Origin of the sequence: Dysgonomonas sp. GY75, from assembly GCF_015234155.1 — a bacterium.
Classification (GTDB): domain Bacteria; phylum Bacteroidota; class Bacteroidia; order Bacteroidales; family Dysgonomonadaceae; genus Dysgonomonas; species Dysgonomonas gadei.
The window spans coordinates 155566-169759 of the sequence record NZ_JADCLQ010000017.1 but is presented as its reverse complement, the minus strand read 5'-3'; the positions used below and the strand labels follow the sequence as shown (position 1 = coordinate 169759).

Annotated in this window: 15 protein-coding genes; 7 read left to right on the top strand and 8 right to left on the bottom strand. The window is 36.7% G+C overall.

Going from position 1 to position 14194, the window contains the following annotated elements:
* Positions 1–66: 66 nt before the first annotated feature.
* The 4 genes from IR083_RS09870 to IR083_RS09855 form a co-directional block, all read right to left on the bottom strand.
* Positions 67–327, bottom strand: a complete 261-nt coding sequence (locus tag IR083_RS09870; RefSeq protein ID WP_194224165.1) for a hypothetical protein — start codon at positions 325–327, stop codon at positions 67–69.
* Positions 328–494: 167 nt separating this feature from the next.
* Entirely contained in the window at positions 495–1307 is an 813-nt protein-coding gene (locus IR083_RS09865) for an SDR family oxidoreductase (RefSeq protein WP_044216480.1), read from the bottom strand.
* Positions 1308–1428: 121 nt separating this feature from the next.
* On the bottom strand, positions 1429–2007 hold the full coding sequence (locus IR083_RS09860; protein ID WP_006800681.1) for a Crp/Fnr family transcriptional regulator: 579 nt from the start codon (positions 2005–2007) through the stop codon (positions 1429–1431).
* 39 nt (positions 2008–2046) lie between these two features.
* Positions 2047–2505, bottom strand: a complete 459-nt coding sequence (locus tag IR083_RS09855; RefSeq protein WP_006800682.1) for a hypothetical protein — start codon at positions 2503–2505, stop codon at positions 2047–2049.
* 450 nt (positions 2506–2955) lie between these two features.
* Here IR083_RS09855 and galE point away from each other — a divergent pair, with 450 nt between their 5' ends.
* Positions 2956–3990, top strand: a complete 1035-nt coding sequence (gene galE / locus IR083_RS09850) for a UDP-glucose 4-epimerase GalE (RefSeq protein ID WP_194224164.1) — start codon at positions 2956–2958, stop codon at positions 3988–3990.
* A 56-nt stretch (positions 3991–4046) separates the two neighbouring features.
* Here the strand turns inward: galE and IR083_RS09845 are convergent, their stop codons facing one another.
* A complete protein-coding gene (locus tag IR083_RS09845; protein ID WP_194224163.1) occupies positions 4047–4907 on the bottom strand; it encodes a GyrI-like domain-containing protein in 861 nt (286 codons plus the stop codon).
* Between the two features lie 263 nt (positions 4908–5170).
* Here IR083_RS09845 and IR083_RS09840 point away from each other — a divergent pair, with 263 nt between their 5' ends.
* Positions 5171–5791: a porin family protein gene (locus IR083_RS09840; protein ID WP_194224162.1), complete on the top strand. Its 621-nt coding sequence runs from the start codon at positions 5171–5173 to the stop codon at positions 5789–5791.
* Positions 5792–5853: 62 nt separating this feature from the next.
* Here IR083_RS09840 and IR083_RS09835 read toward each other — a convergent pair whose 3' ends face one another.
* Genes IR083_RS09835 through sppA form a run of 3 tightly spaced genes read right to left on the bottom strand, consistent with a single transcriptional unit; the run spans position 5854 to position 9497 of the window.
* A complete protein-coding gene (locus tag IR083_RS09835) occupies positions 5854–6669 on the bottom strand; it encodes a purine-nucleoside phosphorylase (RefSeq protein WP_194224161.1) in 816 nt (271 codons plus the stop codon).
* Positions 6626–7726, bottom strand: a complete 1101-nt coding sequence (gene lpxK / locus IR083_RS09830) for a tetraacyldisaccharide 4'-kinase (protein WP_199343218.1) — start codon at positions 7724–7726, stop codon at positions 6626–6628. The genes IR083_RS09835 and lpxK overlap by 44 nt, the downstream gene beginning before the upstream one ends.
* 16 nt (positions 7727–7742) lie before the next feature.
* Positions 7743–9497, bottom strand: coding sequence for a signal peptide peptidase SppA (gene sppA, locus IR083_RS09825; protein ID WP_194224160.1), 1755 nt, complete (start codon positions 9495–9497; stop codon positions 7743–7745).
* 557 nt (positions 9498–10054) lie between these two features.
* Here sppA and IR083_RS09820 point away from each other — a divergent pair.
* The 5 genes from IR083_RS09820 to IR083_RS09800 all read left to right on the top strand — a co-directional run bounded on the left by IR083_RS09820 (position 10055) and on the right by IR083_RS09800 (position 14174).
* Entirely contained in the window at positions 10055–10789 is a 735-nt protein-coding gene (locus tag IR083_RS09820; RefSeq protein WP_006800689.1) for a GDSL-type esterase/lipase family protein, read from the top strand.
* A 7-nt stretch (positions 10790–10796) separates the two neighbouring features.
* Positions 10797–11309 (top strand): hypothetical protein, encoded by a 513-nt coding sequence (locus tag IR083_RS09815; RefSeq protein ID WP_194224159.1) that lies wholly within the window; start codon positions 10797–10799, stop codon positions 11307–11309.
* A gap of 88 nt (positions 11310–11397) precedes the next feature.
* Entirely contained in the window at positions 11398–12087 is a 690-nt protein-coding gene (locus tag IR083_RS09810) for an SGNH/GDSL hydrolase family protein (protein ID WP_006800691.1), read from the top strand.
* Positions 12088–12231: 144 nt separating this feature from the next.
* The gene (gene ychF, locus IR083_RS09805; RefSeq protein WP_006800692.1) at positions 12232–13335 is read left to right on the top strand and encodes a redox-regulated ATPase YchF; all 1104 of its coding nucleotides are present in this window, start codon (positions 12232–12234) and stop codon (positions 13333–13335) included.
* Positions 13336–13352: 17 nt separating this feature from the next.
* Positions 13353–14174 (top strand): alpha-1,2-fucosyltransferase, encoded by an 822-nt coding sequence (locus IR083_RS09800; protein ID WP_194224158.1) that lies wholly within the window; start codon positions 13353–13355, stop codon positions 14172–14174.
* Positions 14175–14194 lie beyond the last annotated feature (20 nt).

Here is a 14194-nt window from a genome sequence, read left to right as displayed (position 1 = left end):
GAATTATAATTTGTTCTTGTTTCTTTGTAATAAACAGGTCTATGACCTTACGTTAGTTTTTTATTATCAGTTATTTGGAGACTCCCCGTGCATATAAGTATTGTATGCCGTCTGAAACTCATCATTTTTTTCTGTCCCTTTATAACGGGATAAAATCTCCTGCGCTTCTTTATATGCCCTTTCGGCTTCCTCTAAATCACCTTCTTTTACATATTCTATCGATTCTTTATTCAATTGAGCCGCTTTCCTGGCATCGCTGTCCACAGAGGAGCAGGCTGTGAATAAAATAACGAGAAAGATAAAAGTCAGTAAAAATGCAAGTTTCATATAAAAAATAAATTAGGGTACAAAGATAATTCTTTAGTAATAAGTTAGAAGTAATAAACAGTAAGTTTTTTAGACTTTACGTAAGGATGAAGGAAAAATGAACAATATTTAATAAATTAATGCGAATCAAGAGTTGAGATTACTCATTACCATAACTATCTATTTTTTTACAGCCTATTCATTCTTTTTATTATACGGCGAAATGTAGATAATGGAAGAAGCCAAGTAAGGAAAACAGCCATTTTTGTTGTAGTATCAGTCGGATATCTCAATTTGGAACTTTTACTATTAACTGCTTTGTAGACTGTTTTTGCATCCAATTTAGGAGAATATCCGTTTTTTAAAGTTTTAAGCTGCGAATCATATCCTTTTACAAAACTCTCCTGATATTCTTTAGGGTACTCTTCGAAATTAAGGTTTGAAAGCGATTCGTAGAGGTTCGTCTTTACTACGCCGGGCTCAACAACTTTAACCCGTATGCCCATAGGCTCTAGTTCATAATAAAGGCTTTCACTAAAGCCCTCAACTGCCCATTTGGATGCATGATATACAGATTGGAAAGGAAATGTTGCACGCCCGGCAACCGAAGATATATTGACTATCGTTCCGGATCTATTCTCTCTGAAATGTTTCAGTACTATTTTGGTTGTGTATAAAACTCCTTTAATGTTTGTTTCTATTATATCCTCAATAACCTCATCGGGAATAATTTCTAAAGGGTTGGTGGTATAGATACCTGCATTATTTACAATCATATCGATTCTCCTATAATCTTCTATGACCTGATCAATACAAGACTTCACGGAATCTCTATATTTTACGTCTAATAAATAGGTACTTATATTTTTATTATCGCCAAATATTGACAGGCTTTCCCGGCTTCTCATTGTTGCTGCTACATTCCAACCTTTATCTGCAAATAAAAGAGCTGTTTCTTTACCTATTCCGTTCGAAGCTCCTGTAATTAAAATTGTTTTCATATTTATCTTGTTTTTTGACAAAGGTAAATATGACGTTGTTCCCAACACCTTAACAAATGTTAGTTAATTCATTGTCCTTCTATAATTTTCACATGAATTGTCCGGTAATAGATACGATACCTCAAATTATAATTTCACTTCTTATTCTACTTAAAGATTCGGGTTGTACTCCTATAAATGACGCAATGTATTTTACGGGTACATTTTGAATTACATCCGGTTGTTTCCGGAGTAGTTTCTTATACTTATCTTGTGCTGTCAAGGTTAGCTGATCAATAACTCTTTCTTCTTTTTCTATTAATGCATCTTCTAATAATTTCCGCCCGAAACTATGCCACTTATAGCTTACGGAATATAGGTTTTCCAAATCTTTTTCTGTAATCCACAGATATTCACAGTCAGTAATAGCCTGTAAGGATTCTTCCGCTTTTGCTCCCAGAAAGAAACTTTTTAAAGACAATACGAAACTTTTTGGAGTATATAAATGTATTATTAGTTCGTTACCAGATTCGAGTATTTTGAAATATTTCAGATAGCCTGAGAGTATGAAATATGCTTTATCTGCTAATTCTCCTTCTTTAATAAGAGATTTTCCTTTCTCTGCGTATTCGTATTTAAAAAAGGATTGGATTAACTTCTTTTCCTCTTCCTCAAGGTTGATATAACTCGAAATCGCATCATATAGTTTGGAATATTTCATTTGCCTAGCTTCTTTTAATATTTTCAATAATTATACGGGTCATTTAAATCGAATTTTATCATAATTATACGGAATGCTTGTCCCTACAACAACATCTTCTATTTTGTCCATCATCAACCAGTCATCCATAGTTGACTGATGATCGAAATCAAGAGCGGGTTCTATCTCCCGAACATCGGAAAATTCGATAAGTATGAGGCATTTTTTATGCCAGCGTTCTTTCTGTTTATCTGTCAGATTGAGTTTTGATTGATTATGCTTAAGTATATTGATAGCTTGATCATCCGTAAGCTTCACATAATTCTCCACATGGGTAACAATCGCTTCGGCAGAAATCTTCTTTGTACCCTTTTGTATGAAGTAAAGAATTTCTCCTTCATTAACACGGCTATGAGGAAACTTGCGACCGGCTGCTCCCCGCACCACCATTGTTTTACTACCTTCAAGTATCTTATTCAATACTTTTGCTTTATCATCACAATATACTAAATGTACCATGTATTTATTTTATGAGTATTAACTTTAATATGGCAAATGAATCACTTCTTCCAAATTATCGGAAAAATCTGAGATGCTAATATATAGAAATTTGAGATACAGGAATTACTTTTGCGACAAAATACCATTTTTTAGTGACGAAACCATGTATTTAAGAGGTATCAAATAGGATAAAGAACGTTTTTTTACTTCCATTTCAGCTACATTTCCGATTATTATAATGTAAAGGGAATACCAGCTTATATATTGATAGATAAACAAAGAAAAATTATTGCCAAATGAGAGCATATAGGAGAAGAACAGTTGAGGGAGTTGGATAAAATACTAAAAAACAAATAATAAAGAGAAAGAAATATCTATTCTATCTATACATTCTTATAAACTTTCTCTCTTCGTTTTTACTTTATTCTCGATTTTGTATCTTTACCTCCTAATTAAAATACACTAAGAATGAAAGGGAAAATACTTGTAACAGGCGGAGCCGGATATATTGGTTCACATACTGTTGTAGAACTGCAAAACGCAGGGTATTCGGTTGTTATAATCGACGACTTATCCAATTCTACAGCCGACTCTATTGACGGAATAGAACGCATCACAGGCATCAGGCCTGTTTTCGAAAAACTGGATTGCAACGACTTCGAAGGGCTGAGAAAACTATTTACTGCTCATCTCGACATCAAAGGAATCATACACTTTGCTGCGAGTAAGGCCGTAGGCGAATCGGTACAAAAACCATTACTTTATTACAGGAATAACCTGAATTCCCTTATCAATCTGCTCGATCTTATGCCGCAGTTTGGCGTTAAGAATATTGTTTTCTCATCGTCTTGTACTGTATACGGTGAACCGGATGTGAACCCTATCGATGAAACTGCCCCTGTAAAACCGGCAGAATCACCATACGGAAATACAAAACAAATCAATGAGGAAATAATTAAGGATTTTGTACGTTCAGGAGCCGATATCAAAAGTATCATCCTGCGCTACTTCAACCCGATAGGCGCACACCCTTCTGCCGAAATAGGTGAATTACCGAATGGCGTTCCTCAAAATCTTGTTCCTTATATCACACAGACAGCTATCGGTGTACGGGAGCAAATGAGCGTATTCGGAGACGACTACAATACACCTGACGGTTCTTGTATCCGCGATTTTATCAACGTGGTAGACCTTGCCAAAGCGCATGTAATAGCTATCGACCGTATGTTGGAAGACAAATCGAAAGAGAAGGTAGAAGTTTTCAACCTGGGAACAGGTCGTGGAGTTTCTGTTCTGGAACTTATCAATGTATTTGAAAAGGTGTCGGGAGTAAAACTAAATTATAAAATTGTAGCTCGCCGTGTAGGTGATATTGAAAAGATATGGGCCGAACCTAAACATGCTAATACAGTGCTTGGATGGACTGCTAAGGAAAACATTGAGAATACAATGGATTCGGCATGGAAATGGCAATTAAAGCTGAGAGAGAAAGGGATTATGTAATTCTATTTTTGAAGATAAAAGAGGGTTGGATTTTATTTGAATCCAACCCTCTTTCTTTATTCTACCGGAATATATATTTCCGTTTTCAACTTATCAGGTGCAGTACTTTCCGGATCATTTACATATTTCTCAAATAAAGGGGCATTCCGTACCTGATATCCACTTTCCGGAAACCATTTTCCGTAAATAGTATCATAAACACTGCTTAACTGGTCGTAAGGTCCCTGATAATGGAATACCGCATACTTGCCTCCCTCTATTTCTTTAACACCTATTTCTCCTTTTGCTACAGCCGGTTTATGTATTACAAGGCATATATCTGTCCGTAGTTTATGTGATTCGGTCACTTTAGGATCATCATAATAAAAACAAATATGCTCTATGCCTGCCGAAAACAGCTTGTTTTCTTTTACAAACTGCCAGAGACGTTTCCATGTACCGGGAAAATCAAGCGAAGAATACTCCCCGAATAGCCGGATATAAATGGCTTGTTTAGTTTCTACCTCCTGTATTTTCGGAGCTTTCAGATTCAGGTTCTCATTAATTAGTAATGGTTTCATAATCGTGTAACTTTTATTGTTTCTATAATCTGTAGGTGAAATATTATAGAACTGCCGGAAAACCTTGGTCAGCGAAGAAGGTGTAGCATACCCCACATTGTATGCAATATCCTGTACAGGAAGTTCTGTGTACCTCAACAGCCGGGCTGCAGTCTCGACCCGTATCCGTACCACGAAAGCCCCTATCGGTTCACCTACAATAGCCCTGAATATCCGATGGAAATGATATACTGAAAAGTTGGAAACTTCGGCCAGTTTATTCAGATCCATTTCTTCATCCAGATTACTACCGATATACTCGATAACGGTATTGATACGTTTGGCATATTCTTCTCTGGTGATTGTTTTCTGTTCCATAGTCTATAAATGTTTCGATACAAAATTATACACCATTCATTTCATTATCTTTTCCAATCTTGCTAACTTGCGGAATGAATTTATCCTGCTGAATCAGTAATCAGATCTGTTGACAAATATATTTAGTTAAAGTATAATTGCCAAAACTCCGTTCCACCCATACCTGCCAAGCGCTCTTTTTAATCTTTTTTGTTAAACAGAATTATTTATTTAATTTTAAAACGTCTTACAACATACATTAATTTATTAAATCAATTAATATTATGAGAATTATTAGAAATTCTATTGTGTTGCTTATCGGTATGGTAAGTAGTATAAGCATGTTCGCACAACTCCCTGTATCGTTTGGTGTAAAAGCCGGAATGAATCTATCGGAGATACAAAAAATAGATGATAACGTTAAAGTAGGCTTCAATATCGGATTAACTGCAGAGCTTGCATTACCAAGTAACTTTTACCTGATGTCAGGTCTGGAATTTACAACCAAAGGAGCCAAAAGTAAAGAAATAAATGTTGTCTCTCCTGCCGGAAGTAATCCTATCAAAAGTAAAATTACATATAATGCTATGTACCTTCAGCTACCTATACATGCGGGGTATAAACTGGACTTAGTACCCGGTACTAAACTCATATTCCGTGCAGGACCCTATCTGGCTTACGGTGTAGGAGGAAAAATAAAATGGGGTGTAGAAGGTATTGAAGATCAGGATATCTTTAGTGATGATAGTAATCGCTTCGATTTTGGAATTGGAGGTGCTGTGGGTATCGAATTCCTGAATAAAATAAGCGTTAGTCTGGGTGCTGACCAGGGTTTAACAAAAATATTTAAAGATACCAGTACAAAGAACCGGAGCGCACATATCAGTGTAGGATATAAATTCTGATAGAATCCGTAAACTTATATAAAAAATAACAGGGTGTTCAGATCTAACACCCTGTTATTTTTTTAATTTATCTTTTTTATTACTTCCTGCATAATATATGCCATCTTCGGCTGGGCTATTTTAGCGGCTTCCTGCACATCTTCGTGTGTTACCTCCACTATCTTACCTATTACACCCAGATCGGTGATTATAGAGAATGCCAGCACCTTCATTTTGGCATGATTGGCTACTATAACTTCCGGTACAGTGGACATACCTACGGCATCGCCGCCTATAATACGGAACCAGTTATATTCGGCCGGCGTCTCGAATGTCGGCCCCTGAGTTCCTACATAAACCCCATGTTGCAGTTTTATATTGTTTTCTTTGGCTATCTGCATCGCCAACAAACGAAGCTCCTTACTGTATGCATCGCTCATATCGGGGAAACGTACGCCGAGCTCCTTATAATTCTTCCCACGCAACGGATGTTCGGGGAAAGTATTGATATGATCGTCGATAAGCATAATATCGCCTATATCGAAACTGCCGTTCATTCCACCGGCCGCATTCGACACAAAAAGGTATTTAATGCCCAACGCCTGAAATACCCGGATAGGAAATGTTACTTCCTGCATGCTATAGCCTTCGTAATAATGAAAGCGTCCCTGCATGGCTATCACATCTTTACCTCCGAGTTTCCCGAAAATAAGTTTTCCACTGTGGCCTTCTACTGTGGAAACAGGGAAGTTCGGTATGTTTTCGTATGGGATATCTTTTTTGTCGCTTATCTCGTGTACCAGTTCGCCAAGTCCTGTACCCAGTATGATGGCGATATTGGGAATAGTCTGTACTCTACTTCTTATAAAGCCTGCGGTTTCCTGAATTTTCTCTAACATGTTTATATATTTTTTCTTTAAAATCGTCCTCTTTATCCAAGAATGTGACCTCGATAGGCAAATAGTACATATGCCTTTTTATTTCTTCATCTATATTTTCGTTCAAAACAAGACGGGTAGCATCTTTTTCCGTCACCAGAATAATCTTATTTTCGGACGGTATTCCCGCAAATTTGTTTACAATATGTTGAATGTCTTTTGCCTTGAAACTATAATGATCGGGATAGGTTAATGTATCTACTTTATCTGTATATTCCTCCAGTTTCTTTAATATCATCTTTGGCGATGCTATTCCGGTAGTCAGTAAGATATGTTTGCCTTTCAGGATATCTAACGGCTGTTTGAGGGCAGAATCCTTAAACACCGGCTGTAACTGTTTATAAGTAAATTGCGTAAAATATAATCCCTGATACGGAAAAGCATTTATATCGTGCGAAATGATACGATAATCGATTGGCTGCATATCATCGGGACATTTGGTTACGATTATCATATTCGCATTTACAAGAGCCGATGCAGGCTCTCTCAATCGTCCGGCAGGAAGCAATTCATCTTCATAGACAGGACGGTTGAAATCGGATAAAATAATGGTATAAGAAGGTTTCACATACCTGTGCTGAAATGCATCATCCAATAAGATCACTTCGGGAGGGTTTTCTAATGCCAGCATTTCTTTAATACCTCTTCTCCTGTTGGCGTCGACGGCAACTATAGCATCCGGAAATTTTTGTTTCATCTGGAACGATTCATCACCCAAATCACGACTGTCAGAATCTTCCGTAGCCAGCACGAAGCCTTTCGATTTTCGTTTATATCCGCGACTGAGTACCCCTACCCTGTATTTTTGCTGCAACAGGCGCACAAGATATTCGGTATGGGGAGTTTTCCCAGTTCCTCCTACTGTGACATTGCCGATGCAGATAACAGGAATATCAAATTCTTCATACTTAAGTATTCCCCAGTCGAAAAACTTGTTGCGTATGAATACAATCAACCTGTACAACCATGAAAACGGCAGCAACCATTTGTTGATATATACAGGCTGATTCTTTATCATTTTTCCTAAAAAGAACTTATCTGATATTAATATCGTAAGGCATACGTGCTTGGATAAAGTCCTGCTCTTTTATTTCCTTGATTGTTTTGAACAGTTGATAGTCACTACCAAGATATTCTTTCATGGCCCGTGTGGTCAGTTCTTCTTTCTGATCGCTAAGGAAGGATTCGAAGAAGTCCCTTTTCTTAGGGAAACTGTTTAAAGAATAATCTTCGAGATTTGCCAGTTTAGCTGCTTCTTCAATAGCTTTGTCTATACCTCCCAATTCGTCTACCAAACCTATTTTTAAAGCCTGGTTACCGGTCCATACACGGCCCTGTGCGATAGAATCAAGGGAATTTTTATCAATGCCGCGTCCATCCGAACAACGGGTAAGGAATAAATCGTATCCGCGCTCTATATAATTTTGAAGTATAGCCTTTTCATCATCACGCATAGGACGTGTCAGATCGCCGAAATCGGCAAGCTTATTCGTCTTCACATTATCGAATGTAAGACCTACTTTCTTTGTAAGGCCCTCCACATTCGGGAACATTCCGAATATACCGATAGAACCTGTCAATGTATTTGGCTGAGCTATAATTTTGGAAGCATTACAAGATATATAATATCCACCAGAAGCTGCATAGTCTCCCATGGATACTACTACAGGTTTCTTCTCTTTCAGGTCGGTGACAGCTTTCCAAATCTGCTCGGAAGCATAAGCGCTGCCTCCGGGAGAATTTACACGGAATACAACGGCTTTTACCTTGTCGTTGTCTTTCAATTTCTCCAGTTCTTTTACAAAGCGTTTGCTTGTAATACCATCCGTACCCGAACCATCGGTTATAGAACCTTCGGCATACAATATAGCTATGATATCTTTCGATTTGCTTTTGTTTTCGAATGGTACGGTGGTCATATCTTTTACCGAAGCCAGACGTACATCTTTGGCCTTTTCTACTCCTGTGAGCAGTGTTTTCAGATATTCTCTTACTCCCGTTTCATACATCAGTGTATCCACCAGGCCATCCTGTACACATACTTCAGATTTTTTGAAAAGGGCAAGTGAGTCGGTAATCACATTTAATTTTTCCACAGAGATATTCCTCGAAGCTGATATTTCACTTGTGATAGTCGACCACATATCACCTATATAAGAAGATACCTGCTCACGGTTCGCATCACTCATTTTATCAAGCATAAAGGGTTCTACCGCGGATTTGAATGTACCCACTTTGAATATCTGCATCTCTATACCTATTTTATCCAGCAATCCTTTGTAAAACATAGGTGAAGCTGAAAGCCCGTGCAGGTCAAGGTGGCCTTCCGGATTCATTATTAACTTATCAGCTACAGACGAAAGATAGTAACAACCCTGTGTATATACATCACTGTAGGCAACAATAAATTTTCCGCTTTCTTTGAAATCTACCAACTGATCTCTCATCTCTTTAAGAGAAGCACTGGATGCGGAAAAAGCTCCTGCATTTATATATATACCTTTTATCTTATCGTTCTCCTTTGCCTTTTTTATAGACGAAATAATATCATCGAGTCCGATTTGTGGTTCGCTATTTTGATTCAGCATAGCGAGTAAAGGATTTTCTTCTTCTATCCTTTCGGACAATATACCTTCAAGTTTTAATGTCAATACTGTATTATCTTTCAATGTATAACTCTCTTTGGCCGACATTGCTGCCAAAACAATAAAAAATATAAGGAAACAAATTCCTAATACTATCGAACAGCCTAAAATAGAGGCTAATAAACTTTTAAAAAACTCTTTCATCTCGTAGTTTTTATATTTAAATAAGTAACAAAATTATATATTTATCTGGTAATATGCTATTTAAAATCTATAAATCATTAAAATTTATAATTATTGATTGTATGTTCATAACCTGTTGATAACTGTTGATATATTTTTTAAATAAAAATCATGGTTTATCGGAACTAATCATCATATATGAAATAAGTCGCAAATAACAATTAAAAATCACATCAATTTATCAGGACACATTTCAAAGGATTATCAACAGTGATAAGCAAAACAGAAACAAGTTATTTTTCAACAAATATAGTTATCAACATTGTTTTAATAAAGTTCACAATACGCTATATACAAATAATTTGCCTAATTTTATACCGGTTAATAACTCACAATCTTATGCAAACAGATTTTTAATAATGAAATATGCAAGCTTTTTCCAAAAAAACAATGAACACAATTAACAGCCTATAATGATCAACATGATTTTTTTTAAAGTTTTAAACAAAAAGAATAATATTAATATAATTTGGTAATAACTCCGTAATCCGAAAAAGAAAGAGATACAATAAGAATATATGAATAAAGGAAAATTTTTCAGAATTATTTTAGTCTTGTCTATAATATTGAATATTGCGACAGTAGCTTATATAGGTATCAACTATTATATAAACAGAAAAAACGGCAATATTTTTAAACTAAATGCCTATGCATGGGCCAACAGCCAGTTGGAAGCTCCCGAACCGGGTGAAAACCGGGTAGTATTTATAGGTAATTCCATTACTGAAAACTGGGTACACCTGAGATATAAGTTTTTTAAGGACAACAATTATACCTGCCGTGGCATTGGCGGGCAGACCAGTCCTCTGCTTTTGCTTCGTTTCCGTCGGGATGTCATAGAGCTTAAACCCAACATAGTGGTTATAAATGCAGGCATAAACGATATAGCCGAGAATACAGGTGAATATGATCCTGTATTCACGATGGATAATATCAAATCCATGGCTCAACTAGCACAAATAAACGGGATAAAGGTTATACTGACATCTGTACTGCCTTCGAGCGGATATGGATGGAAAGGGCATATAAGGAATATTACGCAGAAAATAAAAGACCTCAATGTAGAAATAAAGGCTTATGCCGAAGAAAACGGCTATGAGTATGTGGATTATTACACAGCTATGGTTAATGATCAGGACAGAGGAATGAAAGAAGGATATAGTTTCGATAGCCAACATCCAAGTGAAAAAGGCTATTCGGTTATGGAACCTCTGATACAGAAAGCTATAAATAATGTATTGAATCAAAATTGAAAACGATATGAAAAGAGCATTTTTATTATTTTCCTTATTGGTGAGTATGACGGTTGCCGGATTTTCTCAACAGTTCGATCCGTCGAAACTGTCCGTTGGAGGTAACTTCAGTTTACAGTTTGGAGACTATACTGTTGTGGGTATTTCGCCGCAGATAGGATATGATTTTTCCAAATATCTTACTGCAGGGGCAGGTTTCGGATATACTTATTTTAAAGATAAGCATTACGATTATAAATGGAATAACAGTTATCTGAGTTTCGATGTATTCGGACGTTTTTATCCTGTCGAATATCTGGTTATCAGTGTACAGCCCGAAATGAGCCGTATGTGGCAGAATATAAAATATAATAACGGTATGGAATTCAGTGAAAGTAAATTTGTACCTTCGTTCCTCATTGGTGGAGGTGTGCGCCTTGGCGGTATGATGGCCATGATACAATACGATGTGGTGCAGGATAAAAATTCACCTTATGGAGATAATATATTTTATAGTGTGGGATATACATTCAGATTTTAAGCTCATATTTAGTAAGTAAAACACCTAAATATAGATATATCATTAAATCCTTTTAATCTCTTATATATTATAAAAACTTTAATTAATCATGAAGAAACTTATTTTAATGGCTTCGTTTTTTTCTCTGTTCAGTTTGTTTTCCAACGCCCAGAATTTTAATGAATTGATAAATTTGAAAAGGTATGCTAAAGCTAACAGCGAATTACCTGCACCTGCTAAAGGTGAAAACAGAGTTGTATTCATAGGTAATTCTATTACCGACGGGTGGGCGTCTCAGCGTCCCGATTTCTTCAAATCCAATAATTATGTGGGTAGGGGGATAGGTGGTCAGACCAGTCCGCAGCTTTTATCCCGTTTCCGTCAGGATGTTATTAACCTGAAGCCTGCGGCTGTTGTAATTAATATAGGTACAAATGATGTGGCTGAAAATACGGGACCTTACGATGCTGATTTTACACTCGGTAATATAAAATCAATGGCAGAACTGGCGAATGCCAATGGTATAAAGGTTATCCTGTCATCAGTAACTCCGGCAGGAGAATATCCATGGAGAAAAGAGATTAAGGAAGTACCTCTTAAAATTGCTGCATTGAATGCCGGTATTAAGGAATATGCCTCATCTAATGGATTTGCTTATATAGATTACTATACCCTTCTGAAAGATGAAAACAGAGCTATGATCGCCGCATACACTACCGATGGCGTACACCTTACAAAAGAAGGTTATGCTGTAATGGAAAAGGCAGCAAAGGCTGTGATAGATGAAGTACTGAAATAGTAGAAATATAGATTATAAGTGAGCCTTTTAATAATAATATTAAGAGGCTTTTTTATGTAATAAGAAAAGTTTAAGATTGCCAATATTAAAAGCGATAAATAAAAAAATAGTAACTTTGTACCCAAAATAATTTAAAACTGAATAATGGCATTACAATGTGGTATAGTAGGCCTTCCGAATGTAGGAAAATCTACTCTTTTCAATTGCTTGTCGAATGCGAAGGCACAATCGGCAAATTTTCCGTTCTGTACTATCGAACCGAATGTAGGGGTTATTACTGTACCTGATGAAAGGTTGAATAAACTTTCGGAACTGGTAAAACCTAATCGTATAGTGCCTACTACTGTCGAAATAGTAGATATAGCAGGCCTTGTAAAAGGTGCAAGCAAAGGAGAAGGATTAGGGAATAAGTTCCTTGCCAATATCCGTGAAACAGATGCCATATTGCATGTTCTTCGTTGCTTCGACGATGATAATATCACACATGTCGATGGTAGTGTAAATCCTGTACGCGATAAAGAGATTATAGATATAGAACTGCAATTGAAGGATTTGGAAACTATCCAATCCCGTATACAAAAAGTAGAAAAGCAGGCTAAAACAGGAGGCGATAAGGATGCCAAACGTGCTTACGATATTTTGTTACAGTTTAAAGAAGCATTGGAACAAGGCAAGTCTGCCCGCACAGTCAAATTCGATAACAAAGAAGATGAGAAAATAGCCAGAGAAGTTTATCTGCTGACCTACAAACCTGTACTTTATGTATGTAATGTAGATGAAGCCAGTGCTGTATCGGGTAATAAATATGTGGAACAAGTACGTGAATCGGTGAAAGAAGAAGATGCTGAAATACTGGTTGTAGCCGCAAAGATAGAATCGGAAATAGCTGAATTCGAATCGTACGAAGAGCGTGAAATGTTCCTTTCCGAAATAGGATTGCAAGAATCCGGAGTGGCACGTCTGATTAAGTCAGCTTATAAATTACTAGGCCTGCAGACATATTTCACAGCCGGAGTTCAGGAAGTACGTGCATGGACATTTACAGCCGGATGGAAAGCTCCTCAATGTGCAGGCGTGATACATACCGATTTTGAAAAAGGCTTTATCCGTGCAGAGGTAATTAAGTATAATGATTTTATTACTCTGGGTTCCGAAGCTGCAGTAAAAGAAGCCGGGAAGATGAACGTGGAAGGTAAAGAATACATCGTTCAGGACGGAGATATAATGCATTTCCGATTTAATGTGTAAAAGATAACCTTAAGGTTATGATAATAAACTATGATTCTCCAGGTCAGTTATGCAACAGAATATGGTCATTGTTACCGTCTATTGCTTACGGGCTCGAATATAAAGAGAAAGTCCTTGCGATAAATCTTGATAAGTATTCGGTAGACTTTGAGAATCTGAATAGTAATAAATATATCCGGTTTGCTTCCCGGAAACTTGTCCAAAGATTCCTCTTATCTATGAAAGCGAGAGGATATATACAAAACGGAAAGCCTAATATTTTTTCGAAGTTGTTTAAGCTCAATCTGATAGAAGGCTGGTCGAACCGCTTGGGCAATGAAGAATTGGTAATAAAACATTCTGGTGAAATAAGGAAGATATTCACATTCAGGAGTGAAGTGACAAGTGCAGTAGACACTGTATTCTCAAAGTTCGATAATACTATTATCATTGGTGTGCATATTCGCAGGGGCGATTACGCTGAATGGAATAATGGTATTTATTATTATACTGATCAGGAATATCTTCATGTGATGAAGGACATAGAAAAGCAATTTGATGATAAGGGACAAAATATAAAGTTCCTGCTGTGTTCGAATGAAAATCTGGATATTGAGTATTTCAAAGAATTGGATTGTTTTATAATACCAGATTCGTCAGGGCCTAAAGATTTGTATGCTTTGTCGAAGTGTTCGTATATAACAGGGCCGCCGAGTTCATATTCGCAGTGGGCTTCCTATTTAGGGAAGAAACCTCTCAGGCTGATATTAAAAGCTAATGATAACGTCTTATTATCGGAGTTTTCGCAGATTATAGCATTGAATAAATTTGAAAACGGAGACGTTATTAATATAGATTAAATAAACCTTAAAATAACACT